This window comes from Streptomyces sp. NPDC100445 (assembly GCF_044759735.1).
Taxonomy (GTDB): domain Bacteria; phylum Actinomycetota; class Actinomycetes; order Streptomycetales; family Streptomycetaceae; genus Streptomyces.
Genome location: NZ_JBIVZV010000002.1, coordinates 663,700 through 689,128 on the forward strand (window position 1 = coordinate 663,700; position 25,429 = coordinate 689,128).

At 72.9% G+C, this 25,429-nt stretch carries 25 protein-coding genes; 15 read left to right on the forward strand and 10 right to left on the reverse strand.

Annotation, left to right across the window (positions count from 1 at the left end; translation table 11 throughout):
- Positions 1-4: 4 nt before the first annotated feature.
- From ACIQVT_RS08345 to ACIQVT_RS08360, 4 genes are all read right to left on the reverse strand, one after another.
- Positions 5-1,675: an alkaline phosphatase D family protein gene (locus ACIQVT_RS08345; protein ID WP_403749357.1), complete on the reverse strand. Its 1,671-nt coding sequence runs from the start codon at positions 1,673-1,675 to the stop codon at positions 5-7.
- An 89-nt stretch (positions 1,676-1,764) separates the two neighbouring features.
- A complete protein-coding gene (locus ACIQVT_RS08350; protein ID WP_403749359.1) occupies positions 1,765-2,577 on the reverse strand; it encodes a thioredoxin domain-containing protein in 813 nt (270 codons plus the stop codon).
- A 103-nt stretch (positions 2,578-2,680) separates the two neighbouring features.
- Positions 2,681-3,367 (reverse strand): hypothetical protein, encoded by a 687-nt coding sequence (locus ACIQVT_RS08355; RefSeq protein ID WP_403749362.1) that lies wholly within the window; start codon positions 3,365-3,367, stop codon positions 2,681-2,683.
- Positions 3,368-3,435: 68 nt separating this feature from the next.
- Positions 3,436-4,761, reverse strand: a complete 1,326-nt coding sequence (locus ACIQVT_RS08360; RefSeq protein WP_403749364.1) for a DUF2252 domain-containing protein — start codon at positions 4,759-4,761, stop codon at positions 3,436-3,438.
- Between the two features lie 236 nt (positions 4,762-4,997).
- On the opposite strand from ACIQVT_RS08360, the gene dnaE reads away from it, so the two are divergent.
- Entirely contained in the window at positions 4,998-8,537 is a 3,540-nt protein-coding gene (gene dnaE / locus ACIQVT_RS08365; protein WP_403749365.1) for a DNA polymerase III subunit alpha, read from the forward strand.
- A 71-nt stretch (positions 8,538-8,608) separates the two neighbouring features.
- Here dnaE and ACIQVT_RS08370 read toward each other — a convergent pair whose 3' ends face one another.
- Positions 8,609-8,788, reverse strand: coding sequence for a hypothetical protein (locus ACIQVT_RS08370; RefSeq protein WP_403749368.1), 180 nt, complete (start codon positions 8,786-8,788; stop codon positions 8,609-8,611).
- A 226-nt stretch (positions 8,789-9,014) separates the two neighbouring features.
- On the opposite strand from ACIQVT_RS08370, the gene ACIQVT_RS08375 reads away from it, so the two are divergent.
- From ACIQVT_RS08375 to ACIQVT_RS08390, 4 genes are all read left to right on the forward strand, one after another.
- Positions 9,015-10,238, forward strand: a complete 1,224-nt coding sequence (locus tag ACIQVT_RS08375; protein WP_403749370.1) for an NYN domain-containing protein — start codon at positions 9,015-9,017, stop codon at positions 10,236-10,238.
- Positions 10,239-10,340: 102 nt separating this feature from the next.
- Positions 10,341-11,354 (forward strand): ABC transporter ATP-binding protein, encoded by a 1,014-nt coding sequence (locus ACIQVT_RS08380; protein ID WP_403749373.1) that lies wholly within the window; start codon positions 10,341-10,343, stop codon positions 11,352-11,354.
- Positions 11,355-11,418: 64 nt separating this feature from the next.
- On the forward strand, positions 11,419-12,240 hold the full coding sequence (locus ACIQVT_RS08385; RefSeq protein WP_403749376.1) for an ABC transporter permease: 822 nt from the start codon (positions 11,419-11,421) through the stop codon (positions 12,238-12,240).
- 34 nt (positions 12,241-12,274) lie between these two features.
- Positions 12,275-12,943 carry an AAA family ATPase gene (locus tag ACIQVT_RS08390; RefSeq protein ID WP_403749379.1) on the forward strand — a complete coding sequence of 223 codons (669 nt, stop codon included), beginning with the start codon at positions 12,275-12,277 and terminating at the stop codon, positions 12,941-12,943.
- A 40-nt stretch (positions 12,944-12,983) separates the two neighbouring features.
- Here ACIQVT_RS08390 and ybaK read toward each other — a convergent pair whose 3' ends face one another.
- The 4 genes from ybaK to ACIQVT_RS08410 all read right to left on the reverse strand — a co-directional run bounded on the left by ybaK (position 12,984) and on the right by ACIQVT_RS08410 (position 17,053).
- On the reverse strand, positions 12,984-13,481 hold the full coding sequence (ybaK, locus tag ACIQVT_RS08395) for a Cys-tRNA(Pro) deacylase (RefSeq protein WP_403749381.1): 498 nt from the start codon (positions 13,479-13,481) through the stop codon (positions 12,984-12,986).
- Positions 13,482-13,500: 19 nt separating this feature from the next.
- Positions 13,501-14,241: an LON peptidase substrate-binding domain-containing protein gene (locus ACIQVT_RS08400; RefSeq protein WP_403749383.1), complete on the reverse strand. Its 741-nt coding sequence runs from the start codon at positions 14,239-14,241 to the stop codon at positions 13,501-13,503.
- An 11-nt stretch (positions 14,242-14,252) separates the two neighbouring features.
- Positions 14,253-15,305: a hypothetical protein gene (locus tag ACIQVT_RS08405; RefSeq protein ID WP_403749746.1), complete on the reverse strand. Its 1,053-nt coding sequence runs from the start codon at positions 15,303-15,305 to the stop codon at positions 14,253-14,255.
- Between the two features lie 170 nt (positions 15,306-15,475).
- A complete protein-coding gene (locus ACIQVT_RS08410) occupies positions 15,476-17,053 on the reverse strand; it encodes an oxidoreductase (RefSeq protein WP_403749385.1) in 1,578 nt (525 codons plus the stop codon).
- Positions 17,054-17,251: 198 nt separating this feature from the next.
- On the opposite strand from ACIQVT_RS08410, the gene hisD reads away from it, so the two are divergent.
- The 10 genes from hisD to ACIQVT_RS08460 all read left to right on the forward strand — a co-directional run bounded on the left by hisD (position 17,252) and on the right by ACIQVT_RS08460 (position 25,022).
- Positions 17,252-18,577, forward strand: coding sequence for a histidinol dehydrogenase (gene hisD, locus ACIQVT_RS08415; protein WP_403749387.1), 1,326 nt, complete (start codon positions 17,252-17,254; stop codon positions 18,575-18,577).
- On the forward strand, positions 18,574-19,683 hold the full coding sequence (locus ACIQVT_RS08420; protein WP_403749750.1) for a histidinol-phosphate transaminase: 1,110 nt from the start codon (positions 18,574-18,576) through the stop codon (positions 19,681-19,683). The genes hisD and ACIQVT_RS08420 overlap by 4 nt, the downstream gene beginning before the upstream one ends.
- Positions 19,680-20,273, forward strand: a complete 594-nt coding sequence (hisB, locus tag ACIQVT_RS08425) for an imidazoleglycerol-phosphate dehydratase HisB (RefSeq protein ID WP_403749389.1) — start codon at positions 19,680-19,682, stop codon at positions 20,271-20,273. Before ACIQVT_RS08420 ends, hisB begins: the two co-directional genes overlap by 4 nt.
- 3 nt (positions 20,274-20,276) lie before the next feature.
- The gene (locus ACIQVT_RS08430) at positions 20,277-20,441 is read left to right on the forward strand and encodes a hypothetical protein (protein WP_163010796.1); all 165 of its coding nucleotides are present in this window, start codon (positions 20,277-20,279) and stop codon (positions 20,439-20,441) included.
- Complete coding sequence (gene hisH / locus ACIQVT_RS08435) at positions 20,432-21,076, forward strand: imidazole glycerol phosphate synthase subunit HisH (RefSeq protein WP_403749392.1); 645 nt, start codon at positions 20,432-20,434, stop codon at positions 21,074-21,076. The genes ACIQVT_RS08430 and hisH overlap by 10 nt, the downstream gene beginning before the upstream one ends.
- A 3-nt stretch (positions 21,077-21,079) precedes the next feature.
- Complete coding sequence (gene priA, locus ACIQVT_RS08440; protein ID WP_403749394.1) at positions 21,080-21,805, forward strand: bifunctional 1-(5-phosphoribosyl)-5-((5-phosphoribosylamino)methylideneamino)imidazole-4-carboxamide isomerase/phosphoribosylanthranilate isomerase PriA; 726 nt, start codon at positions 21,080-21,082, stop codon at positions 21,803-21,805.
- Positions 21,802-22,212, forward strand: coding sequence for a RidA family protein (locus ACIQVT_RS08445; RefSeq protein WP_403749396.1), 411 nt, complete (start codon positions 21,802-21,804; stop codon positions 22,210-22,212). The genes priA and ACIQVT_RS08445 overlap by 4 nt, the downstream gene beginning before the upstream one ends.
- Positions 22,209-22,964, forward strand: coding sequence for an imidazole glycerol phosphate synthase subunit HisF (hisF, locus tag ACIQVT_RS08450; RefSeq protein ID WP_403749399.1), 756 nt, complete (start codon positions 22,209-22,211; stop codon positions 22,962-22,964). The genes ACIQVT_RS08445 and hisF overlap by 4 nt, the downstream gene beginning before the upstream one ends.
- 81 nt (positions 22,965-23,045) lie before the next feature.
- On the forward strand, positions 23,046-23,633 hold the full coding sequence (locus ACIQVT_RS08455) for a helix-turn-helix domain-containing protein (protein ID WP_403749401.1): 588 nt from the start codon (positions 23,046-23,048) through the stop codon (positions 23,631-23,633).
- Positions 23,634-23,765: 132 nt separating this feature from the next.
- Positions 23,766-25,022, forward strand: coding sequence for an MFS transporter (locus ACIQVT_RS08460; RefSeq protein WP_403749405.1), 1,257 nt, complete (start codon positions 23,766-23,768; stop codon positions 25,020-25,022).
- Positions 25,023-25,029: 7 nt separating this feature from the next.
- Here the strand turns inward: ACIQVT_RS08460 and ACIQVT_RS08465 are convergent, their stop codons facing one another.
- Positions 25,030-25,428: a VOC family protein gene (locus ACIQVT_RS08465; protein WP_403749408.1), complete on the reverse strand. Its 399-nt coding sequence runs from the start codon at positions 25,426-25,428 to the stop codon at positions 25,030-25,032.
- Between the last annotated feature and the right edge of the window lies 1 nt (position 25,429).

Genomic DNA, 25,429 nt, shown 5'->3' on the forward strand with positions numbered 1-25,429 from the left:
CGCGTCACACCGGGTCGTAGGTCCGCTCGATCTTCTGCGTGCCGCTGCGGGTGCGGTAGGAGCGCACCCAGCTGGAGGTGGCGCGCGCGTCGGTGCGGTCGGACAGGACGTAGTAGTCCATCTGCGCGCGGTCGGCGTTGACGTCCAGGACGCCGTAGCCGTGGCGGTCGGTGTCCACCCAGTGGACGTGCCGGTTGGCGGCCTTGATCACCGGTGAGGCGACCGCGGAGACCGTGCCCTCGGGCACCTTGACGATGTCGTCCAGGTTGTCCGAGGTGATCGAGGTCACCACGAACTCGGTGGCCGCCGACGCCGACAGCGGGTAGGTGCCCGCGTCCACCGGCACGTCGTTGGCCCACGCCATGTGGATGTCACCGGTCAGGAAGACGGTGTTGCCGATGGCGTGGGAGCGCAGGTGGCCCAGGAGCTCCCGGCGGTCGTCGGTGTAGCCGTCCCACTGGTCGGTGTTGGCGGCGATCCCCTCCTGCGGCAGTCCGAGCAGCTTGGCGAGGGGCTTGAGCAGGTCGGCGCCGAGGGAGCCGAAGGAGAACGGCGAGATCATCACCGAGTTGCCGACCAGCCGCCACCGGGTGTCGGAGGCCGCCAGCCCGGCCTTCAGCCAGTCGAGCTGGGCGCGCCCGGTGAGGGTGCGGTCCGGGTCGTCGACGGAGCCGCTGGCCGCGGACGCCTGCTGGGAGCGGAAGGAGCGCAGGTCCAGCAGGGACAGGTCGGCGAGCTTGCCGAAGCGCAGCCGCCGGTAGGTGGTGCCGGCGATGGCCGGGCGGACCGGCATCCACTCGAAGTAGGCCTGCTTCGCGGCGGCCTGACGGGCCGTCCAGGTGCCCTCGGCGCCCTCGGTGTGGTTGACCGCGCCGCCGGACCAGGCGTTGTCGGCGAACTCGTGGTCGTCCCAGATCGCGACGACCGGCGCCTTCAGGTGCAGCGCCTGGAGGTCGGGGTCGGTCTTGTACGCGGCGTGCCGGACGCGGTAGTCGGCGAGGGTGAGGATCTCCTGGAGCGGGGCGTGCGGGCGGACGACCTTGCCGCGCGCCGCGTACTCGCCGCTCTTGTACTCGTAGATGTAGTCGCCCAGGTGCAGCCAGGCGTCCAGGTCGTTGCGGGCGGCGAGGTGGCGGTAGGCGGAGAAGTAGCCCGCCTCCCAGTTGGCGCAGGACACGACGCCGAAGCGCAGTCCGGCCACGTCGGCGTCGGCCGCCGGCGCGGTGCGGGTGCGCGCCACCGGGGAGTCGGTGCCGCCGGCCGAGAAGCGGAACCAGTAGTCGGTGGCCGGCGCCAGGCCGCGGATGTCGGCCTTCACGGTGTGGTCGGAGGCGGCGGTCGCGGTGGTGGAGCCCCTGGCGACGACGTCGGTCAGGGCCCGGTCCCGGGCGACGACCCAGCCGACCTCGGTGTCCGGGCCGGTACCGGAGCCCGGTATCGCCTCCGGGACCGGGGTGACCCGGGTCCACAGCAGGACGCCGTCGGGCAGCGGGTCACCGGAGGCGACGCCGTGCAGGAAGGCGGGGGCGTCCGTGGCGGCGCGGGCCGGGAGCGCGGCGGCGAGCGGGCCGGCCAGGACGGCGGTCGCCGCCGCGGCCTTGACGACCGTACGGCGGCGGGGGAAGGGGATGCCGGGGCTCTGGAGGCCCTCGGACGATCTGTATCGACTGGTCACGGACGATCAGGCTACTGATCGGTACGCGCCTGAGCGGGCGAACCCACAAAAGTTCGCCCGCTCTTTCACGGAACGTCGGCCCGGCCGGCTCAGCCCTTCAGGGCCGCCGTGAGCGCGGTGTTGTAGTCGGCGACGGACATCGGGGCGTTCTTGCCGTCGGGACCCGTCAGCGTCTTGCCGTCCATCTTCAGGGTCGGGGTGCCGGAGACGCCGTCCTTGTCGAAGACCTTGGACTCCTCCAGCGCCCACCGGTCGTAGGTGCCGTCCTTCACGGCCTTGCGGAACGCCGCGTTGCCCTTCAGGGCGGGGACGGTGTCGGCGACCTTGATCAGGTAGGCGTCGTCCTTGAACTTGTCCGTCGTCTCATCGGGGTGCCACTTCTTGGAGTACATCGCGGACTTGTACTCGAGGAAGGCCTCGGGGCTGACGTTCAGGGCGGCGCCCAGGGCGCTGAGCGCGTTCCTGGAGCCCTCGCCGGGCAGGCTCCGGTCGATGAAGGTGGCGCCGACGTACTTGAGCTTGAACTTGCCGGCGTCGAGGTCCTTCTTCACGGACGGGCCGACCGTCTCCTCGAAGGCCGCGCAGACCGGGCAGCGCGGGTCCTCGTACATCACCAACGTCTTCTTGGCGTCGGCCTTGCCGATGACGACCGTGGTGCCGTCGGCGCCCGTGGTGTGGGCCGGCTTGACGAGTTTGTCGTCCTTCACGGCCTCCCAGTGGGCGGGCTTGTTGCCCTGGACGACGGCGTAGCCGATGCCGCCGGCCGCGGCCAGGACGGCCACCACCGAGGCGGCCACGATCCCCTGCCGCCTGGCCTTGTCGCGCTTGGCCTGCCGCTCGCGCTCCTGGCGCAGCCGCTCCCGGGCCGCCGTCTTCGCCGTCTGACTGTTCCGCTTGCTCATGCTGGTGATCTCCATGGGGGACGCGCGCCCGTCGGGGCGGGGCGCGGGTGGGGTACCGGTCGGGTGTCCGCACGCCGCGGGCCGTGCCGGAGCCGTCGACGGCTCAGGCGGGGACCGCGGCGGGGGAGCACGGCGGTCCGCGCCGTCCCAGGGAGTGCGCGAGGAGCCGGTCGCGGGCCGCGGCGCGGGGCGGCGCCGGGCGGGGCGCCCGGCGGACCGGCAGGGCCCGTACGGTGACCGCGGCCACCGCCAGCAGCAGCGGCCGGAACGTGGTGCCGGCCACCGCGCGCACCAGCTGGGCCAGGGCCCGCTCGCCCCGACGCAGCCAGGCGGCGGCCAGCAGGCCCACCCCGACGTGCGCGGCCAGCAGCAGCCAGGCGGCGCCCGGGCCGGCCTGGGCGAGCAGGGCGCCGGCGCGGTCGCCGCCGCCGGTCACCCGGGCCAGCGGCATGCCGACCCCGCCGTCGCACAGCACGTCGAGGCCGACGGCGCGCAGCGGCCCGGCCACCGGGCCCCCCGCCCGGCCGTAACAGGCGTGCTGACCGGTGGTGAACACCGTGTCGGCGGCCAGTTCCAGCGGGAGCAGCAGGGCCGCGATCCGGCCGAAGCCGCGCTCGCGGCCCGCCAGCGCGTACGCGGTGGCGAACACGCCCGCCGCGACCGCGGCCACGGTGGCCGCCGGCAGCGGGGCACGGGACAGCAGCACGTGCGACGCGGTGCTGAGCGTCACGACGAAGGCCGTGAACAGCGCCGCGCGCACGGCTCTGAGCTGGGTCCCGGATATGTCCATAGCGAGAGCAGAGTCTGTCACGTACGCGGGTAGGAGACTCCTAAAGAGTGCCTGAGAATCCGCGGCTCCTACAGCCCCGGGATCCGGCCGTTGCGGAACAGGTCCACGAAGATCTGGTGGTCGGCACGCGCGCGGGCGCCGTAGCCGTGGGCGAAGTCCACCAGCAGGGGCGCGAAGCCCTCCTCGTCGGCCGCGAGGGCCGCGTCGATGGCCCGCTCGGTGGAGAACGGCACCAGGGACTCGCCGGACTGGTCGTCCGCCGCCGCGTGCATGGTGGCGGTGGCCCGGCCCAGGTCGGCGACGACGGCCGCGATCTCCTCGAAGTCGTCGATGTCGCCCCAGTCCAGGTCCACCGCGTACGGCGAGACCTCGGCGACCAGCTGGCCCGAGCCGTCCAGCTCGGTCCAGCCCAGCCACGGGTCGGCGTGCGCCTGGAGGGCGCGCTGGGAGATCACCGTGCGGTGGCCCTCGTGCTGGAAGTACCCGGCGACGGCCGGATCCGTGATGTGCCGGGAGACGGCCGGGGTCTGCGCCTGCTTGATGTAGATCACCACATCGTTCTCCAGGGCGTCGCTGTGGCCCTCCAGCAGGATGTTGTACGACGGCAGGCCCGCCGAGCCGATGCCGATGCCGCGCCGGCCCACGACGTCCTTCACCCGGTAGGAGTCCGGGCGGGCCAGGGAGGAGTCCGGCAGCGTCTCCAGGTAGCCGTCGAAGGCCGCCAGGACCTTGTAGCGGGTGGCCGCGTCCAGCTCGACGGAGCCGCCGCCCGGGGCGAAGCGGCGCTCGAAGTCCCGGATCTCGGTCATCGAGTCCAGCAGGCCGAACCGGGTCAGCGAGCGGGCGACCCGCAGCGCGTCCAGGAGGGGGCCCTGCGCGGTGTCCAGCGTGAACGGCGGCACCTCGTCCTGCTTGGCGCCCGTGGCCAGGGCGTGGACGCGCTCCCGGTAGGCGGCGGCGTAGATCGTCACCAGCTCGGTGATCTGCTCGTCGGCGAGCGCCTTCGCGTACCCGATGAGCGCGATGGAGGCGGAGAAGCGCTTGAGGTCCCAGGTGAACGGGCCGACGTAGGCCTCGTCGAAGTCGTTGACGTTGAAGACCAGCCGGCCGTTGGAGTCCATGTACGTGCCGAAGTTCTCCGCGTGCAGGTCGCCGTGGATCCACACGCGCGAGGTGCGGTCGTCCAGGTAGGGACCGCCGCGCTTCTCGGCGTCGAGGTCGTGGTAGAAGAGGGCCGCCGTGCCGCGGTAGAAGGCGAAGGCCGAGGCCGCCATCTTGCGGAACTTCACCCGGAACGCGGCCGGGTCGGCGGCCAGGAGCCGGCCGAAGGCGGTGTCGAAGACGGCGAGGATCTCCTCGCCGCGCTGCTCGTCGTTGAGCTGGGGGACCGACATCGCGGGGTGCCTCCTGGTGCGGGACGGGTGGTGCTGTGGGTGCGGGAACGCGTGCGACGGCGCTCGTGCCGTCTCCAACGGGCGACGCCACGCCGGAGTGCCCGGTTCCCGCACGAAGGTACGCGGACGGGGCCCGCGCGTGTCAGTGCGGGGGCATAGACTTCGACGCTGTCCCCCCGACTGTCCACAGCCCGTGGGACGCCCGTCGACGCTCGTTTGTCCTGGAGGCTCGAACCGTGTCAAAGCCGCCCTTCACGCACCTGCACGTCCACACCCAGTACTCGCTGTTGGACGGTGCCGCGCGGCTCAAGGACATGTTCGACGCGTGCAACGAGATGGGCATGACCCACATCGCCATGTCGGACCACGGCAACCTGCACGGCGCGTACGACTTCTTCCACTCCGCGAAGAAGGCCGGGATCACCCCGATCATCGGGATCGAGGCGTACGTCGCCCCCGAGTCCCGGCGCAACAAGCGCAAGATCCAGTGGGGCCAGCCGCACCAGAAGCGGGACGACGTCTCCGGCTCCGGCGGCTACACCCACAAGACGATGTGGGCGGTGAACCGCACCGGCCTGCACAACCTCTTCCGGCTGTCCTCCGACGCCTACGCCGAGGGCTGGCTGACGAAGTGGCCCCGGATGGACAAGGAGACCATCGCGCGGTGGTCCGAGGGCATCGTCGCCTCCACCGGCTGCCCCTCCGGCGAGGTGCAGACCCGGCTGCGCCTCGGCCACTTCGACGAGGCCCTCAAGGCCGCCGCCGACTACCAGGACATCTTCGGCAAGGACCGGTACTTCCTGGAGCTGATGGACCACGGCATCGAGATCGAGCGCCGGGTCCGCGACGGCCTGCTGGAGATCGGCCGGAAACTCGGCATCCCGCCGCTGGTGACCAACGACTCGCACTACACGTACGCGCACGAGGCGGGCGCCCACGACGCCCTGCTGTGCATCCAGACCGGCAAGAACCTCTCCGACCCCGACCGCTTCAAGTTCGACGGCACCGGCTACTACCTGAAGTCCACGGACGAGATGTACGCCATCGACTCCTCGGACGCCTGGCAGGAGGGCTGCGCCAACACGCTCCTCGTCGCCGAGATGGTCGACACCGCCGGCATGTTCGAGAAGCGCGACCTGATGCCGAAGTTCGACATCCCCGAGGGCTACACGGAGGTCACCTGGTTCAAGGAGGAGGTCCGCCGCGGCATGGAGCGCCGCTTCCCCGGCGGCATCCCCGAGGACCGGCAGAAGCAGGTCGAGTACGAGATGGACGTCATCATCCAGATGGGGTTCCCGGGCTACTTCCTCGTCGTCGCCGACTTCATCATGTGGGCCAAGAACAACGGCATCGCGGTCGGCCCCGGCCGTGGCTCCGCGGCCGGCTCGATCGTCGCGTACGCCATGGGCATCACCGACCTCGACCCGATCCCGCACGGCCTGATCTTCGAGCGGTTCCTGAACCCCGAGCGCGTCTCCATGCCCGACGTCGACATCGACTTCGACGAGCGCAGGCGCGTCGAGGTGATCAGGTACGTGACGGAGAAGTACGGCGCCGACAAGGTCGCCATGATCGGCACCTACGGCAAGATCAAGGCCAAGAACGCCATCAAGGACTCCGCGCGCGTGCTGGGCTACCCGTACGCGATGGGCGACCGGATCACCAAGGCCATGCCCGCCGACGTCCTCGGCAAGGGCATCGACCTCAACGGCATCACCGACCCGAGCCACCCCCGGTACTCGGAGGCGGGCGAGGTCCGCGCGATGTACGAGAACGAGCCGGACGTGAAGAAGGTGATCGACACCGCCAAGGGCGTCGAGGGCCTGGTCCGGCAGATGGGCGTGCACGCCGCCGGTGTGATCATGTCCAGCGAGACCATCACCGAGCACGTGCCCGTCTGGGTCCGGCACACCGACGGCGTGACCATCACGCAGTGGGACTACCCGAGCTGCGAGTCGCTCGGCCTGCTGAAGATGGACTTCCTCGGCCTGCGCAACCTGACGATCATGGACGACGCCGTCAAGATGGTGAAGTCCAACAAGGGGATCGACATCGATCTCCTGAGCCTCCCGCTGGACGACCCCACGACCTTCGAGCTGCTCCAGCGCGGCGACACCCTCGGCGTCTTCCAGTTCGACGGCGGCCCCATGCGCTCGCTGCTGCGCCTGATGAAGCCCGACAACTTCGAAGACATCTCCGCCGTCTCCGCGCTCTACCGTCCCGGCCCGATGGGCATGGACTCGCACACCAACTACGCGCTGCGCAAGAACAAGCTCCAGGAGATCACCCCGATCCACAAGGAGCTGGAGGAGCCCCTCGAAGAGGTCCTGGCCGTCACCTACGGTCTGATCGTCTACCAGGAGCAGGTCCAGAAGGCCGCCCAGATCATCGCGGGCTACTCGCTCGGCGAGGCCGACATCCTGCGCCGCGTGATGGGCAAGAAGAAGCCCGACGAGCTGGCGAAGAACTTCACCATCTTCCAGGCCGGCGCCAAGCGCAACGGCTACAGCGACGAGGCCATCCAGGCCCTGTGGGACGTGCTGGTCCCCTTCGCCGGCTACGCGTTCAACAAGGCGCACTCCGCCGCGTACGGCCTGGTCTCGTACTGGACCGCCTACCTCAAGGCGAACTACCCCGCCGAGTACATGGCCGCCCTGCTGACCTCCGTCAAGGACGACAAGGACAAGTCGGCGGTCTACCTCAACGAGTGCCGCCGCATGGGCATCAAGGTGCTCCCGCCGAACGTCAACGAGTCGGAGTCCAACTTCGCCGCCCAGGGCGACGACGTGATCCTCTTCGGCCTGTCCGCGGTCCGCAACGTCGGCACCAACGTCGTCGAGTCGATCATCAAGTGCCGCAAGGCGAAGGGGAAGTACGCCTCCTTCCCGGACTACCTGGACAAGGTCGAGGCGGTGGTCTGCAACAAGCGGACCACGGAGTCGCTGATCAAGGCCGGCGCGTTCGACTCCATGGGGCACACCCGCAAGGGCCTCACCGCGCAGTACGAACCGATGATCGACAACGTGGTCGCGGTCAAGCGCAAGGAGGCCGAGGGGCAGTTCGACCTGTTCGGCGGCATGGGGGAGGAGAGCAGCAGCGAACCCGGCTTCGGGCTGGACGTGGAGTTCTCCGCCGACGAGTGGGACAAGACGTATCTGCTCGCCCAGGAGCGGGAGATGCTCGGCCTCTACGTCTCCGACCACCCGCTGTTCGGCCTGGAGCACGTACTGGCCGACAAGGCCGACGCGGGGATCGCCCAGCTCACCGGCGGAGAGCACGCGGACGGCGCGGTCGTGACGATCGGCGGGATCATCTCCGGCCTCCAGCGCAAGATGACCAAGCAGGGCAACGCCTGGGCCATCGCCACCGTGGAGGATCTCGCCGGTTCCATCGAGTGCATGTTCTTCCCGGCCTCCTACCAACTGGTGTCGACGCAACTGGTCGAGGACGCCGTGGTGTTCGTCAAGGGCCGGCTGGACAAGCGGGAGGACGTGCCCCGCCTCGTCGCCATGGAGCTGATGGTCCCGGACCTGTCCAACGCCGGCACCAACGCGCCCGTGATCCTCACCATCCCGGCCACCCGGGTCACCCCGCCCATGGTCAGCCGGCTCGGTGAGATCCTCAGCCACCACAAGGGCGACAGCGAGGTCCGCATCAAGCTCCAGGGGCCGCGCAAGACCACCGTCCTGCGCCTGGACCGCCACCGGGTCAAGCCCGACCCGGCGCTCTTCGGCGACCTGAAGGTCCTCCTCGGCCCGTCCTGCCTGGCCGGCTGAGGTCCCACCCCACGTCAAGGGGCGCACCCGCGAGGGGTGCGCCCCTTTCGTGTGCCGGGTGCCGACGCCCGTCAGTTGTGGCCGAACCGCTTCTGCTGCTTGCGCGCGACGTCCGCCGGGCTGCCCGCTATGCCCGCCATCGAGGACTCGGGTTCCTCGGCCGGCGGCCGGTGCGTGCGCTCGTGCGTCTGCTCGGCCTGCGGGGCACGGTTCTTCGGGCCGGCCTGCTTGCGGTTCTTGTTCTTGGCCATGGTGATCTGCCTCCTGCGGGGGCTCTGGGGGCCAGGGACGGGACCAGATTCACATACGCTGACATCAGGCGCATGTCGGATAATTACCGTGTGTGACAGGGCAGGTGGGCGCGCGGGATTCCGCAAACGCCACGCCGAAGATCGAGTTCCGGCCGTTAACCCCCGCGCCGTCGGGCAGACTCGGGGGAAGTCCGGAGCAAAACCTCCCGGGAAGAGGGTGAGTCGCGTGGACCGCTGCATCGTCCTGGTGGACGCCGGGTATCTGCTGGGAGCCGCCGCCAGCCTCCTCGCCGGTGAGCCCTCGCGGTCCCGGATCACCGTCGACCACGCCGCACTGATCCAGGCGCTGCGCGAGCGCGCGGAGTTCGACACCGAGCGGCCCCTGCTGCGCATCTACTGGTTCGACGGGGCACCCGACCGCGTGCCTCAGCCGGAGCACCGACGGCTGCGCGTGATGCCCCGGGTCACCGTCCGGCTCGGCGCCCTCACCCGCAGCGACGGACGCTGGGCCCAGAAGGGCGTCGACGCGGCCATGCACGCCGAGCTGACCGAGTTGGCCCGCAACCGCGCCTGTTCCGACGTCGTCCTCGTCACCGGCGACGGTGACCTGCTGCCCGGCATGATGGCCGCGAAGGAGCACGGCGTCGCCGTCCACCTGTGGGCCGTGCAGGCCGCCGACGGCGACTACAACCAGTCCGAGGACCTGGTCGCCGAGGCCGACGAGCGGCGCGTGCTGGACCGCGCCTGGATCATCCGGGCCGTCCGCGCCAAGGAGCTGACCGGCATCTGCGCGCCGGCGCCCGTGCCCCGCCCCGAGATCGCCGCGATCCTCTCCGCGCCGCTGCCGGAGTCCGCGCCCGCCACGGCCGCCGAAGGCTCCGCCGAGCAGGCCGTCCGGCCCCCGGCCGCCGTGGGGACGGAGGACGGCGCCCAGGAGCGGTCGCCCGCCACCAGGACCGTGCCGACCCCCAAGGACCTCGCCGCGCTGCGCGCGCCCGGTGCCCAGTCCGCGCAGCCCCCGCCGACGGCGACCTTGCGCTGGTCCTCCGACAAGGGCTGGGTCGACCGGCCCGGCGCGGTCACCGAGCCGCCCGAGGTCGCCTCCATGCCGACGCTGGCCCAGCTCACCACGGCCGAGCAGCGCTGGGCCGACCGGGAGGAGGACATCACCACCGTCGGCGGCGACCCGTACGAGGTGGGGCAGGTCTTCGCCCGCCGCTGGATGTCCCGGCTCGGCGGCGACCAGAACCACCTCCAGCGGCTGACGCAGATGTACCCGCGCATCCCGCACCGGATCGACGGGGAGCTGCTGCGCTACGCGGCGCGCTTCGGGCTGCTGGCCCACAAGGACGACCAGATCGACGAGCACGACCGGTACGCCATCCGGGCGGGCTTCTGGCGGGAGGTCGACGTCCCGGCGGCCGCGGAGAACGCGTCGGCGGGCGACTGACCCGGCGGGTCCGGCCCGGCACCGGCGCGGGCGGGCGGCGGTCGCCGGGGGAAGCGGCCCCAAAGGCGAGTAAAGCCCCCGGACCCCGTACCCTCGTGCCTTGTGAGTACGCGCGCGGGACAGGCACTTCGGTACGACGAGGTCGTACGCGTGCGCGGGCTCGGCAAGACCTACCGGGCCGTGAAGGGGCGCCGCGGCGCGCCCGGCACCCCCGAGGTGCGCGCCACCGACGGGGTCGAGCTGGACGTGCGGGGCGGGGAGATCTTCGGGCTGCTCGGACCGAACGGCGCGGGCAAGTCCACCCTCGTGCGGCAGCTCACCGGATTGCTGCGGCCGGACACCGGCAGCGTGGAGATCCTGGGGCACGACATCGTGCGCCACCCCGAGCGGGCCGCGCGGCTCCTCGCCTACCTGGGCCAGGAGTCCTCCGCGCTGGACGAGCTGACCGTCTCCCTGGCCGCCGAGACCACCGGGCGCCTGCGCGGCCTGGAGGTACGGCGGGCCCGGGCCGAGCGCGACGCCGTCCTGGACGAACTGGGGCTCGCCCCGATCGCCGGACGGCCGCTGAAGAAGCTGTCCGGCGGGCAGCGGCGGCTCGCCTGCCTCGCCGCCGCCCTCGTCGGGGAACGCCCGCTGCTCGTGCTCGACGAGCCGACCACCGGCATGGACCCGGTGGCCAGGCGCGCGGTGTGGGCGGCCGTGGACCGGCGCCGGGCCGAGCGCGGTACGACCGTGCTGCTGGTCACCCACAACGTCATCGAGGCCGAGACCGTGCTCGACCGGGTCGCCGTGCTCGACCGGGGCCGGGTCATCGCCTGCGACAGCCCCGCCGGACTCAAGGCGCGGGTCGCCGGCGAGGTCCGGGTCGAGCTGGTGTGGCGGGAGCGGGCGCCGCTGGAGGTGCCGGAGGTCGCCGTTCTGCGCGAGCGGGCCGTGGAGTCCGGCCGGCGCTGGACGCTGCGGGTCGCGCCCGAGGAGGCCCGTGCCGTCGTCGCCACCGTGACCGGCGGTGCCGCCTTCGCGGCCCTGGACGACTTCAGGCTCGCCACCCCCAGCCTGGAGGACGTCTACCTGACGCTGGGCGGCGCGGCCCGGCAGGGACTGGTGCGGGCATGAGCGCGCCGGCCGCACCGTGCGCGGGGGACCGTGGGACCGCCGTGGGGAAGGGGAGCAGCTCACCGTGAGTGTCGTACCCGTCGAGGTGGTGCCGGGCGGCGCCCGGGCCGTGTCCGGGACGAAGCCCGGACCGGCCGAGCTGGGCCCGCCCGCGCGGCTGTGGCCGTCGCTGGTGGCCGTCTACCGGGCGCAGCTGTCCCGGGCCCGGGTGGCGCGGATCCCCCTGCTGTTCGTCGCCACCTTCCAGTCCGTCGGCATCACCGTGATGATGCGGGGGGTCGTCGACAACGGCGGCGAGGCCCGGTCCGTGGTGGCCGGGGCGTCGGTGCTGGTCGTCGCGTTCGTCGCGCTGAACCTGCTGTCGCAGTACTTCGGGCAGCTGCGGGCCAGCGGCGGACTCGACCACTACGCCACGCTGCCGGTGCCGCCGGCCGCCGTGGTGCTGGGCGCGGCGGCGGCGTACGCCTCCTTCACGGTGCCGGGCACGCTGGTGACCGCCGTCTTCGGCTGCGTGCTGTTCGGGCTGCCGCTGTCCAACCTGTGGATCCTGCTGGCCGTCATCCCGCTCGCCGGGGCGGCGCTGTCCGGGCTCGGCGCCGCCTGCGGGCTGCTCGCGCCCCGGCCGGAGCTGGCCACGCTGCTCGGGCAGCTGGGCATGTCGGCGGCGCTGCTGCTGGGCGTGCTGCCGGCGGACCGGATGCCGGGGATCGTGCGGCTGGCCCGCGATCTGCTGCCCTCGACCTACGGTGTGGAGGCGTACGCGCGGACGTTCGGGGCGCACCCGGACTGGGCGGCCGTCCTCGTTGACCTGGGAGTGTGCGCGGGTGTCGGGGTGGTCTCGCTGGCCGTGGCGGCCCGGGCCTACCGCAGGGCCGCCGTCCGGTGACGCGCCGCGCGGCGCGACCTGGCACGATGTCAGGGTGACCGCACCGCTGACTCCGCCTCCGCCCCCGCACGACGACTCCCCGCACCAGGTACGGCAGGCCCCGCCGTCCGCCGGGGCGCCGGGCGCGGGTCCGTACGAACAGGACGGCCCCGGGATGAAGACGGAAGTACGGGAGGCCGCCCTCCTCACGGTGGCGTTGACGCTCGCCGGGGTGCTGATGGGGCTGCTGTGGTGGTGGCTGGCGCCGCACGTGCCGCTGGTCGGTGACGTGATCGACAAGAACTGGGTCGTCTACCTCAAGGACACCGAGGGCGAGCAGGCGATCGGCGTGGACGGCACGTTCACGCTGCTGGGCCTCGCCTTCGGGCTGGTCGGCGCGGTCATCGTCTTCCTGCTGCGGCGGCGCGGCGGCGTACCGCTCGTGGCGGCGCTGGGCGTCGGCGGGCTGCTCGGCTCGCTGCTGGCCTGGCGGCTGGGCGTGTGGCTGGGCCCCGGCTCCGACGTGCTGGCGCACGCGCGGGCCGTCGGCAAAGGTGTGACGTTCCCGGCGCCGCTGAAGCTGGGGGCGAAGGGCGCGCTGCTGGCCTGGCCGCTCGGCGCCGCGCTGGTGCACCTGGGGCTCACGGCGCTCTTCGGGCCGCGCGACCCCGAGCCGGCGCCGCCCGGCCCGCAGGGGACCGAGCCGCCGTACCCGCAACACTGACCGTTCTCCCGGGCCCCGGCCGGCGGCCCGGGACCGCCCCTCAGCCCCTGCCGATGGGGGCCAGGACCGCGTCCGTCAGGCCGGCCAGGTCCCCGGGAGCCAGCTCCACCTCCAGGCCGCGGCGGCCCGCCGAGACACAGATCGTGGCGTGCGCCCCGGCCGACTCGTCGATAACCGTCGGCAGCCTCTTGCGCTGCCCGAGGGGGGAGATCCCGCCGCGGACGTAGCCCGTGGTGCGCTCGGCGAGCGCCGGGTCGGCCATCGTGGCGCGTTTGCCGCCGACCGCCGCCGCGAGGGCCTTGAGGTCCAGGGAGCCCGCCACCGGGACCACGCCCACCACCAGGGAGCCGTCCACGTCGGCCACCAGGGTCTTGAAGACCCGGTCGGGGGAGACGCCCATCGCCTGGGCCGCCTCCTCGCCGTAGGACGGGTGGGACGGGTCGTGCTGGTAGGCGTGGACGGTGAAGTCCACGCCCGCCGCCGTCAGGGCCACCGTCGCGGGCGTGCCCCCGGACTGCTGCTTCTGCTTCTTCGCCATCGCGGGTGCCGGTCCTCCCTCAGTTCAGACTGGTCGGCGTCCGCGTCAGCTCGAACGCCGGCAACGACGGCAGGCTACGGATGATGGCCGTCTCCGCGCGAAGGAGTTTCAGCTCGTCCCGGAGCCGGGACGCGGTGTCCGGCGCCTGGAGCAGGCGCTGCTTGGTCGGCGTGTCGTGCACCATCGCCGCCGCCACCAGGTACGACACCACGCTCGGGTCGTCCGGCAGCTCCGCCCCCGTGGACAGGGAGCGCTCGCGGGCGCCCGCGAGCCGCTTCTGGTACTGGCGGAAGGACCGCAGGACGCCCTCCGCCAGCGCGCCGGCCTCGTCACCGGGCTCCTCCGGCAGCTCCTGGAGCTCCGCGGTCAGGAACGGGCCCGAGGCGTCCACGGACACCAGGCGGACGCGGGTCGTGCCGGTCGCCAGCACCTCGAAGGTGCCGTCGGCCCGCTCGCGGACGGTCGCCGCGTCCGCCACACAGCCCACCGAGTGGAAGGCCCGCAGCAGGTCGGGGCCGAAGCCGGCGGACGGGCCGCGTTCGGGTTCGGCCGTGGGATCCGGCATGCCCGGGGCGCTGGGCGCGACCTCGTGGCCGTCGCGGACGGCCACGACGGCGAACCGGCGCGGCTCGTCCTCGGGGGTCTTCAGCAGTTCGCGCATCATGGCGCGATACCGCTCCTCGAAGACGTTCAGCGGCAGCACGAGCCCGGGGAACAGCACCGAGTTCAGCGGAAAGAGCGGGAGACGGACGGTGGTCACGGCGCCCCAGCCTAGTGGTCGCCGGCGCGGTCGTGTCCGCCGTGCTCGCCGAGGGGGTTCCCGGGTGCCGTGATCAGCCCGGCCGGGAGGGGAGGGGACCCGGCCGCCAGCAGGTGCTCGCGCAGGCGCAGGAAGTGGCCGAGCGGGTCGTCGGAGAGGCGTTCCCAGGGGAAGGACGTGGCGTACGGGCCGATCAGCCGGAGCTGGGTGCGGGCGTCCTCGTGGCGGTCCAGGCACAGCAGGACGTACAGCAGCTTGTTGCGGACCTCGGCGGGCCAGGGGTCGGCGGCGGGGAAGTGCCCGGAGAGCGTGATCGCCCGGTCGGCCGCCGCGTCCAGCCGGGCGCGCGGCACCTCGGGGCCGCAGCCGTCGGTCAGGTAGCCGAAGGCCGCGCGGGCGGGCAGCGCCTGGACGAGCGAGTCGGCGGGGGCGTCCTGCGCGGCCCGCTCGGCGAAGTCGAAGCACTCGCGGTGCGAGCCGTGCCAGGAGGAGGCGAGGTAGCGCAGGGCGGCCACGTGGCAGCCGTAGTGGTGCGGGGCGCGGCGGACCGCGGCCTCCCACAGCTCCTCGAAGTAGCGGTGGCCGGCCCGGGAGCCGCGCGCGTGGTCCAGGGCGATCCGCCAGGGCACCGGGTCGCGGTCGTCGGCACGGGCGGCGGCGGTGATGTGCGGGCTCACCTCGCGCAGCAGCTCGGCGCGGGCCGGGGAGGGCCAGGCGCGGTCCACCGCCAGCTGGGCCCCGACCAGGAGCGCGCCGGGATCGTCGGGGGCGTCGGCGCGCCACTCCTCGTACCACTCGGGGCGTGAGCGGGCGAAGGCGGCGAGACGGCGGGTGTAGCGGTCCCGGTTCTCCCACTCGGCGGCGGCCCGGGTGGCGGCCAGCAGGTCGGCCGCGGCGGCGTACTCGCCGCGGCCGGCGCCGACCAGCGCGGGCGAGAGGCGGTCGTCGGGCGCGTCGAGCACCGTCTCGTCCGGGGCCGGTGGCCGACCGGACGGACGCGCGGGGCGTTTGGCCAGCCGGGTGGGGCGGATGAACGAGGGCAGCAGAGCCATGGTGCCGACCATTGAAAGTCCGCAGGTCTCGGCGGCGCCAGTGGGTCCGGGCAAGTCGGCGAAAGTTGTACGTCACAGGGTCAAGGAGACGTAAAAGATGAATGTTCAAATTGTGTGCGCGTGTGCCCGGAGGTGAAGGACGGGTGCCGATGCGCGCTCCCCGCGGCGTGGCGCGTGGCGGCTCAGCCGCGCCGCAGCAGGCGGGACGCGCCGGCCGCCACCGTCGTCGCCAGGATCCAGCCGAGCAGGATCATCACCGTCGCCAGCCACTGCCAGCCGCCGCTCAGCTGCCACTGGCCGGCCTGCCCGAGGTCGATCACCGGCAGCAGCAGGTCCAGCGTGAACAGCGCCGGACTCCAGGCCGGGTGCCCGCCGGGGTTCACCGGCGGATGGGCCGCGTGCGCGAACGCCAGCGTGCCCGCCGCCCACAACACCGTCATCCACACCGCCGCCCGGCCGGGCCGGTAGCCGTAGGCGACCGTCCAGTCCTGGACGTGCCCCCACAGCTTGCCCGCGACCGGCAGCGTCTCGCGCCGCCGGCGCTGCTTGGCGAGCAGCACCTCGCGCGCGTCCTCGTCCTCCCCGGCCGCGCGCAGCACCGCCGCCAGCCGTTCGTACGGCTCCGGGGCGTACTCGGCGGTGGCCGCCGACACCCAGTCCAGGCGCCGGGTCAGCGGGAACGGGCCCTGCGGCACCAGGTTCTCGTAGGTGAACCCGCCCATGTGCAGGTTCCCCTCGTCGGGCCAGCTGCTCGCGCGGTCCACCAGGTTCACGATCCGCGCGCCCGAGAGCACCACCTTGCCGCGCTCGGGCCGGTCCCCGAGGAAGCGCAGCTCCGGCGTCTGCACCCGGCGCAGCGACAGGCCCTGGTCCTCGGTGAACACGAACCGGGCCCGCTCCAGGTCGACCGCGTCCCCGAACCGCCCGTCGTCCAGCCGCACCCCGCCCCGGCACTCGAACCGCTGGATGCGCGTCCCGTGGGCCGGTGTCGTCCCGCTCAGCAGGGCACTGCCGACGCCGGCCGGGGTCAGGTACAGCGTCCGCTCGACCGTCAGCTGCGGGGCGTTCAGGGCCAGGCGCGCGTATGGATTGGCCAGTTTCGCCCCGCGCAGACTGAGCGACACGCCGACCTTGGCGCCGCGCAGGCTCAGCTCGCCGTGCGACTCCAGCAGCTCCGCCTGGAGGTCCTGGCCGACGGTCATGCCGTCCGCCGCGATCGACCGCCCGCTGCGGTCCCGGTACACGACCGCCTGGTTGAGCAGCAGGTCGGTGCCGATGTGGGCGTCGGTCAGCCGGACCCCGTTCTGGAAGCGGCAGCGCGGCAGGTGAAGATCGCCCTCGGTGTGCACGCGGGCCGCCTCCAGCCGCGGCACCGAGCAGTCCACCAGGCGCACGGTCGTGAACCGGGCCTCGGGCAGCCGGACCTCCTCGTCGAACCGGCAGCCGCTCAGCTCCAGGTACGGCGTGACGTGCCCGCCCGCCAGGTCCAGCGTGCCGCTGATCCGCACCCCGGTGAGCTTCAGCGCGGACACCCGGCCCGCGAGGGCCGGCGGGCCGTCCAGCAGCAGCCAGCACACGATGCGCGCCCGCACGGTGCGCTCGGGTCCCCACGGATGACCGCCGTGCGGATCGTCCACGATGGCGTCTCCGCTGCTCAGGTCGTACACGCTGCCGTTGCGGAAGGCCTGCCACATGCCTGCCTCGGCCGCGGTCAGGTCGTCCGGCAGGTCCCCGGCGCGGATGCCGGTCCCCTCGGTCACCGTTGTCCTCTCCCGGTCCGGTCCCGGTCCAGTGGTTCGTACAGCCGTTCATGCCCGGTGAGTGACCTCCGGAACACAGCAGGTGAAGGGGATCTTCCGGGTTCCGGCCAGCCTATGTACCAGTGATTGGCCCGCGTTCTGTATCAGCCATTGATACGCGCGGACGACTCCCGACGCCGGTCTGAGAGAATTGGGACTGTGATCTCCCGAATCGATCTGCGCGGCGACGCCCTCCCCGAGGGACCCGCCCTGCGCGACCTGCTGCCCCGAGCCGACTTCGACGTCTCGGCCGCCCTGGAGAAGGTGCGTCCGATCTGCGAGGCCGTGCATCATCGTGGTGACGCGGCGCTGATCGACTTCGCCGAGAAGTTCGACGGAGTACGGCTGGAATCCGTCCGTGTCCCGGCCCGGGCGCTCACCGACGCGCTCGACGCCCTCGACCCGGCGGTGCGCGCCGCCCTGGAGGAGTCCGTCCGCCGCGCCCGCCTGGTCCACCGCGCCCAGCGCCGGACCACGCACACCACCCAGGTGGTGCCCGGCGGCTCGGTCACCGAGAAGTGGGTGCCGGTCGGACGCGTCGGGCTGTACGCGCCCGGCGGCCGGTCGGTCTACCCCTCCTCCGTGATCATGAACGCCGTACCGGCCCAGGAGGCCGGCGTGGAGTCCATCGCGCTCGCCTCCCCGCCGCAGGCGGAGTTCGGCGGCCTCCCGCACCCCACGATCCTCGCCGCCTGCGCCCTGCTCGGCGTGGACGAGGTGTACGCCGCGGGCGGCGCCACCGCCGTCGCGATGTTCGCCCACGGCACCGAGTCCTGCCCGCCCGCCGACATGGTCACCGGCCCCGGCAACATCTGGGTCGCCGCCGCCAAGCGCTACTTCACCGGCCGGATCGGCATCGACACCGAGGCCGGCCCGACGGAGATCGCGATCCTCGCGGACTCCACCGCCGACCCGGTGCACGTCGCCTCCGACCTGATCAGCCAGGCCGAGCACGACCCGCTCGCGGCGGCCGTCCTCGTCACCGACTCCGCCGAGCTGGCGGACGCGGTGGAGAAGGAGCTGGAGCCGCAGGTCGCCGCCACCAAGCACGTCGACGACCGGATCGTGCCCGCGCTGAAGGGCCGGCAGTCCGCGATCGTCCTCGTCGACGGCATCGAGGAGGGCCTGCGGGTCGTCGACGCGTACGGTGCCGAGCACCTGGAGATCCAGACCGCCCGGGCCGCCGAGGTGGCCGACCGGGTGCGCAACGCCGGCGCGGTCTTCGTCGGCCCCTGGGCCCCCGTCTCGCTCGGCGACTACGCCGCCGGGTCCAACCACGTCCTGCCCACCGGCGGCTGCGCCTGCCACTCCTCGGGCCTGTCCGTCCAGTCCTTCCTGCGCGGCATCCACATCGTGGACTACAGCAGGGACGCGCTCGCCGACGTCGCCCACCACGTGGTGACGCTGGCGGAGGCCGAGGACCTGCCCGCGCACGGCGCGGCGGTCAAGGCGCGGTTCGGATGGAAGGTTCCGGCGGAGAAGTGAACTTCGGCATCGACGACCTCCCCGTACGGGACGAGCTGCGCGGCAAGTCCCCCTACGGCGCGCCACAGCTGGACGTGCCGGTACGGCTGAACACCAACGAGAACCCCTACCCGCTGCCCGACGCGCTGGTCGAGCGGATCACCGAGCGGGTGCGCGAGGCCGCCCGGGACCTGAACCGCTACCCCGACCGGGACGCGGTCGAACTGCGCACCGCCCTGGCCCACTACCTGACCAGGACCGGCGGCCACCCGCTCGGCGTGGAGAACGTCTGGGCCGCCAACGGCTCCAACGAGGTCATCCAGCAGCTGCTCCAGGCCTTCGGCGGGCCGGGGCGCACGGCCATCGGCTTCGAGCCGTCGTACTCGATGCACGCCCTCATCGCGCGCGGCACCAACACCGGCTGGGTCGCCGGCCCGCGCAACGAGGACTTCACCCTCGACGCCGCCGCCGCGGAGCGGGCGATCGCCACGCACCGTCCGGACGTCGTCTTCATCACCACCCCCAACAACCCCACCGGCAACGCGGTGCCGGCCGCGACCGTCGTCGCCCTGTACGAGGCGGCCCAGCGCGCGAAGCCCTCGATGGTCGTCGTGGACGAGGCCTACGTCGAGTTCAGCCACGGCGACTCGCTGCTGCCGCTGCTGGCCGACCGCCCCCACCTGGTCGTCTCCCGCACCATGTCGAAGGCGTTCGGCGCCGCCGGGCTGCGCCTGGGCTACCTCGCCGCGCACCCCGCGGTCGTGGACGCCGTCCAGCTCGTGCGCCTGCCCTACCACCTGTCGGCCATCACCCAGGCGACCGCCCTGGCCGCCCTGGAGCACACCGACACGCTGCTGGGCTACGTCGAGCAGCTGAAGTCCGAACGGGACCGGCTGGTCACCGAACTGCGCGCGATGGGCTACGAGGTCACCGAGTCCGACGCGAACTTCGTGCAGTTCGGCCGGTTCGCCGACGCCCACGACGCCTGGCGGCGGATCCTCGACCGGGGCGTGCTGGTCCGGGACAACGGCGTACCGGGACGGCTGCGGGTGTCCGCCGGCACCCCGCCGGAGAACGACGCGTTCCTCGACGCGGTACGGGACCTGAAGAAGGAGCTTGAGGCATGAGCCGCATAGGACGCGTGGAGCGCACCACCAAGGAGACCGCGGTCCTGGTCGAGATCGACCTCGACGGCACGGGACGGACCGACATCGCCACCGGCGTCGGCTTCTACGACCACATGCTCGACCAGCTCGGCCGGCACGGCCTGTTCGACCTGACCGTGAAGACCGACGGCGACCTGCACATCGACACCCACCACACCATCGAGGACACCGCCCTCGCGCTGGGCGCCGCCTTCCGGCAGGCGCTCGGCGACAAGGTGGGCATCTACCGCTTCGGCAACTGCACGGTCCCGCTGGACGAGTCCCTCGCCCAGGTCACCGTCGACCTGTCCGGCCGCCCCTACCTCGTGCACACCGAGCCCGAGAACATGGCGCCCATGATCGGCGCGTACGACACGACGATGACCCGGCACATCCTGGAGTCCTTCGTCGCCCAGGCACAGGTCGCCCTGCACGTGCACGTGCCCTACGGACGCAACGCGCACCACATCGTGGAGTGCCAGTTCAAGGCGCTCGCCCGGGCGCTCCGCTACGCCAGTGAGCGCGACCCGCGCGCGGCCGGCATCCTCCCCTCCACGAAGGGCGCGCTGTAACCCATGACCGGTCTGTCGACCCTCCTGATCGTCGTCGGCCTCTTCCTGGCCGGCGGGATCATCTCCTTCGTCAAGCAGAAGATGCCCGCGAGCCTCATCGTGCTGCTCTCCATCGGGGCGGCCCTGTGTCTCGTCGCGGGCGTGGTGCGCCTGGAGGTGTGGAATTGAGCGCCAAGAAGGTCGTCGTCCTCGACTACGGCTTCGGCAACGTCCGCTCCGCCGAGCGGGCCCTCGCGCGCGTGGGCGCGGACGTCGAGATCACCCGTGACTTCGACCGGGCCATGAACGCCGACGGGCTGCTGGTGCCGGGCGTCGGCGCGTTCGCCGCCTGCATGGAGGGACTGCGCGCCGCGCGCGGCGACTGGATCGTGGACCGCCGGCTGTCCGGCGGACGCCCGGTCCTGGGCATCTGCGTCGGCATGCAGATCCTCTTCGCCCGCGGCATCGAGAACGGCGTCCGGGCCGAGGGCCTGGACGAGTGGCCCGGCACCGTCGAGCCCCTCCAGGCCGACGTGGTGCCCCACATGGGCTGGAACACCGTCGACGCGCCCGCCGGCTCCGAGCTGTTCGCCGGTCTGGACGCCGGCGCCCGCTTCTACTTCGTGCACTCCTACGCCGTCCACGAGTGGACCCTGGAGAGCCACAACCCGGTGATCGAGGCGCCCAGGGTCACCTGGTCGACGCACGGCAAGCCGTTCGTGGCCGCCGTGGAGAACGGCGCCCTGCGCGCGACCCAGTTCCACCCCGAGAAGTCCGGCGACGCCGGTGCCCAGCTCCTCACCAACTGGATCGGAACCCTCTAGACCATGGCTGAGCTCGAACTCCTCCCCGCCGTCGACGTCCGCGACGGCCAGGCCGTACGCCTCGTCCACGGCGAGTCCGGGACCGAGACGTCCTACGGCTCCCCGCTGGAGGCCGCCCTCGCCTGGCAGCGCGCCGGCGCCGAGTGGCTGCACCTGGTCGATCTGGACGCCGCGTTCGGCACCGGCGACAACCGCGCCCTGGTCGCCGAGGTCACCGGCGCGATGGACATCAAGGTGGAGCTGTCCGGCGGCATCCGCGACGACGACACCCTGGCGGCCGCCCTCGCCACCGGCTGCACCCGGGTGAACCTCGGCACGGCCGCGCTGGAGAGCCCCGAGTGGGTAGCCCGGGTCATCGCCGAGCACGGCGACCGGATCGCCGTCGGCCTGGACGTGCGCGGCACGACCCTGCGGGGCCGCGGCTGGACCCGCGACGGCGGCGACCTCTACGAGACGCTGGAGCGCCTCGACAAGGAGGGCTGCGCCCGGTACGTCGTCACCGACATCGCCAAGGACGGCACCCTCCAGGGCCCCAACCTGGAGCTGCTGGAGAACGTGTGCGCCGCCACCGACCGCCCGGTCGTCGCCTCCGGCGGCGTGTCGTCCCTGGACGACCTGCGCGCCATCGCGGGACTGGTGCCCCTCGGCGTCGAGGGCGCCATCGTCGGCAAGGCGCTGTACGCGAAGGCCTTCACCCTGGAAGAGGCCCTGGAGGCGGTGGCCCGGTGAGTGACGTACGGCGTGTGACGACGGGCGCCCCCTGGGAGGAGCAGTTCGGCTACTCCCGCGCGGTGGCGCTGCCCAACGGCCTGGTCCTGGTCTCGGGCTGCACCTCCATCGTGGACGGTCAGATCGCCGGGGGCGGCCCCTACGAGCAGGCGGTCAACGCCTTCAAGGTGGCGCTGGCGGCGCTGGAGGAGGTGGGGCTCGGCCGGGACGACGTGGTGCGCACCCGCATGTACCTCACCCACGCCCGGGACGTGGACGAGGTCGGCCGGGCCCACAAGGAGCTGTTCGACGACGTCCGGCCGGCCGCCTCGATGATCATCGTCTCGGGCTTCGTCGACCCCAGTCTGGTCGTCGAGGTCGAGGTGGAGGCGTTCCGCTCCGGCGGGGAACCCGGGGTGTCCGCATGACCCTGGCGGTACGCGTCATCCCCTGCCTGGACGTGGACGGCGGCCGGGTCGTCAAGGGCGTCAACTTCCAGAACCTGCGCGACGCGGGCGACCCGGTCGAGATGGCCAAGGTGTACGACACCGAGGGCGCCGACGAGCTGACGTTCCTGGACATCACCGCCTCCTCCGGCGACCGGGAGACGACCTACGACGTGGTGCGCCGCACCGCCGAGCAGGTGTTCATCCCGCTGACGGTCGGCGGCGGCGTCCGTACGGCCCAGGACGTGGACAAGCTGCTGCGGGCGGGCGCCGACAAGGTGGGCGTCAACACCGCGGCGATCGCGCGCCCCGAGCTGATCCGGGAGATCGCCGAGCGCTTCGGGCGCCAGGTGCTGGTCCTCTCGGTGGACGCGCGGCGCACCGCCGGGGGCACCTTCGAGGTGACCACCCACGGCGGCCGGCGCGGCACCGGCATCGACGCCGTGGAGTGGGCGCACCGGGCCGCGGAGCTGGGCGCGGGGGAGATCCTGCTGAACTCCATGGACGCGGACGGCACCAAGGACGGCTACGACCTGGAGATGATCGCGGCGGTCCGCAAGCACGTGACCGTCCCGGTGATCGCGTCCGGCGGCGCCGGCGCCCTGGCCCACTTCCCGCCGGCCGTCGCGGCGGGCGCGGACGCGGTGCTGGCGGCGTCGGTGTTCCACTTCGGCGACCTGCGGATCGGCGAGGTCAAGCAGACCCTCCGGGAGGCCGGCCACCCGGTGCGGTGACGGTTCCCGAACCGTGAGTGCGAAAGAGAAGTTGCGCAAGGAAGATTGCGCAACTTCTCTTTTGTATCTACGGTCGGGGGCATGCCGAGCCAAGAGAACCGCCGCATCACCGACGTGGGCACGCTGAAGGCGCTCGCGCACCCGCTGCGCGCGAACCTGTACCGGCTGCTGTGCGTCGAGCGGGTCGCCACCGCCTCCCGGCTCGCCGAGCACGTGGACGAGGCCGTCTCCCTGGTCAGCTACCACCTGCGCACGCTCGCCGGGCACGGACTGATCGAGGAGGCCGAGCCGCAGACCGGGGACGGGCGGGAGCGCTGGTGGCAGCCCGCCTCGACCGGCGTGAGCATCCGGGGCGAGGACTTCCGCGGCGAGCCGGGCAGGGCCGCGGCGCACCTGGCGGCCACGCGCCTCTTCCACGAACAGCGCGCCGACCTCTACCGCCGGTACCTGGACGAACGGCCCACCTGGGCCCCCGAGTGGAACACCGCCTCCGTCGACAACGAGTCCTGGATGCGGCTCACCCCGGCGGAACTCGCCGCGCTCAAGCAGGAACTGGAGGCGCTGCTGCGCCGGCACGACGAGCGGGCCCGCGCCGCCGAGGCCGCGGGCGACACCGAGGGCCGCGAACACGTCGCGCTGTTCGCGTACGGCTTCCCCTTCCGCGTCTGACCCCGCCGACGCGCCCGCGTCCACGCGACTCCGGCCCGAGTCCGCCCGTGCCCGGCACCGGTGCGACCCCGTGCGATTCCGTGTCCGTCCGTGTCCGTGCGTGGCCGTTCCGTGCCTGAGAGGACCCCTTCCGTGACCGTCACCGGCATACCCCCGGCCGCCGCCCCCACCACGGCCGGGCGCCCCGCCCACCGGGACCCCGACGTGCTGCGCTGGCTCGGCGCCTACACCACCTCGATGCTCGGCGACAGCGTCTACTACCTCGCCCTGTCCTGGGCCGCCGTCCAGGGCGGGAGCCCGGCGCGGGCCGGGCTGGTGATGTCGGCCAGCGCGCTGCCCCGGGCGGTGCTGCTGCTGGGCGGGGGAGTGATCGCCGACCGGCTGGGCCCCCGGCGGGTCGTCATCGCCAGCGACTCCGTGCGCTGCGCCGCCGTCCTCGCGGTCGCCGCCCTGCTCTTCCTCACCCGTCCCGGCCTGTGGCCCCTCGTCCTGCTCGCGCTGGTCTTCGGCACCGTCGACGCCGTCTTCATGCCCGCCGTGGGCGCCCTCCCGGCCCGGATCACCGGCAAGGGGCAGCTGGCCCGGGTGCAGGGCATGCGGGGGATCGCCATCCGGTTCGCGAACGTCGCCGGGGCCCCGCTCGGCGGCCTCGCCGTGGCGCTCGGCGGGGCGCCCGCCGCGTTCACCCTGGCGGGCGCCCTGATCGCCGTCTCCGTGCCGCTGCTGATCTCCGTCCGGGTCCGGGACCTGCCCGCCGACCGGGCGGACGCCCCACGTGGCACCGCCCTGGCCGACCTCGGGGACGGCCTGCGCCATGTCCGCCGCCACCGCGTCCTCGCCCCGCTGATGCTGACCATCGCCCTCGGCGACCTCGGCTTCGTCGGCCCGCTGAACGTCGGCCTGACCCTGCTCGCCGACCGGCGGGGCTGGGGCGCCTCCGGGATGGGCTGGGTGCTCGCCGGATTCGGCGTCGGCGCCGGTGCCGCCTCGCTGCTGCTGGCCGTGCGCGGCCGGGTGCCCCACGCGGGGCTGGTCACCGGGTGCGCGTGCGTCGCGGGCTCCGTCGCCATCGGCGCCCTCGCCTTCGTGCCCGCGCTCGCCGCCGCCGTCGGGGTGGCCCTCCTCGTCGGCCTGCTCGCCGGGCTCAGCGGCGCCCTGTGCGGGGCCCTGCTCCAGACCCACGCCGACCCCGCGCACCTCGGCCGGGTCACCTCCGTGGCCGGCCTGGTCGGTCTCGGCCTGGCCCCGCTGAGCATGCCGTTCGCGGCCGCCGCGATCGGCGTCTGGGGCCTCGGGCCGGTCTTCGTGGTCAGCGCCGCCGTCTGCGGCCTCGGCGGGGCCGTCGCCCTCCTCGCGCCGGACCTGCGCCGCGCGGAGATCCCCGGCTGACCGGGTCTCACTCCTTCGGCTGCACCAGCTGCACCAGGTTGCCGACGGTGTCGTCGAACACGGCGGCCAGCACCGGCCCCTGCTCCCGCGGGGGGTGCGTGAACCGGACACCGAGCCCGCGCAGCCGCTCGTACTCGGCCCGGATGTCGTCCACCGAGAAGACGATGCACGGCAGCCCCGCCCCGTACAGCGCCCTGCGGTACGGCTCCGCGACCGGCCCCTCGCCGGGCTCCAGCAGCAACTGGAGGTCCGGCTGGGCCCCCTGGGGCGCGCCGACGGTGACGAACAGCGTGCCGTCCCCGAGGTCCATGTGCAGCCGGGTCTCGAACCCGAGGACGTCCGTGTAGAAGGTGTGCGCCCGTGCCACGTCGTCGACGTACACGCCGGTCATCGCCACCTTGATCACG

What these genes read in the sequence shown, in the direction of transcription:
- ACIQVT_RS08350 (WP_403749359.1), bottom strand. Translation starts at nt 2,577, where the DNA reads ATGAGCAAGCGGAACAGTCAGACGGCGAAGACGGCGGCCCGGGAGCGG.
- ACIQVT_RS08355 (WP_403749362.1), bottom strand. Translation starts at nt 3,367, where the DNA reads ATGGACATATCCGGGACCCAGCTCAGAGCCGTGCGCGCGGCGCTGTTC.
- ACIQVT_RS08360 (WP_403749364.1), bottom strand. Translation starts at nt 4,761, where the DNA reads ATGTCGGTCCCCCAGCTCAACGACGAGCAGCGCGGCGAGGAGATCCTC.
- ACIQVT_RS08370 (WP_403749368.1), bottom strand. Translation starts at nt 8,788, where the DNA reads ATGGCCAAGAACAAGAACCGCAAGCAGGCCGGCCCGAAGAACCGTGCC.
- ybaK (WP_403749381.1), bottom strand. Translation starts at nt 13,481, where the DNA reads ATGGCGAAGAAGCAGAAGCAGCAGTCCGGGGGCACGCCCGCGACGGTG.
- ACIQVT_RS08405 (WP_403749746.1), bottom strand. Translation starts at nt 15,305, where the DNA reads ATGGTCGGCACCATGGCTCTGCTGCCCTCGTTCATCCGCCCCACCCGG.
- hisB (WP_403749389.1), top strand. Translation starts at nt 19,680, where the DNA reads ATGAGCCGCATAGGACGCGTGGAGCGCACCACCAAGGAGACCGCGGTC.
- ACIQVT_RS08430 (WP_163010796.1), top strand. Translation starts at nt 20,277, where the DNA reads ATGACCGGTCTGTCGACCCTCCTGATCGTCGTCGGCCTCTTCCTGGCC.
- priA (WP_403749394.1), top strand. Translation starts at nt 21,080, where the DNA reads ATGGCTGAGCTCGAACTCCTCCCCGCCGTCGACGTCCGCGACGGCCAG.
- hisF (WP_403749399.1), top strand. Translation starts at nt 22,209, where the DNA reads ATGACCCTGGCGGTACGCGTCATCCCCTGCCTGGACGTGGACGGCGGC.
- ACIQVT_RS08455 (WP_403749401.1), top strand. Translation starts at nt 23,046, where the DNA reads ATGCCGAGCCAAGAGAACCGCCGCATCACCGACGTGGGCACGCTGAAG.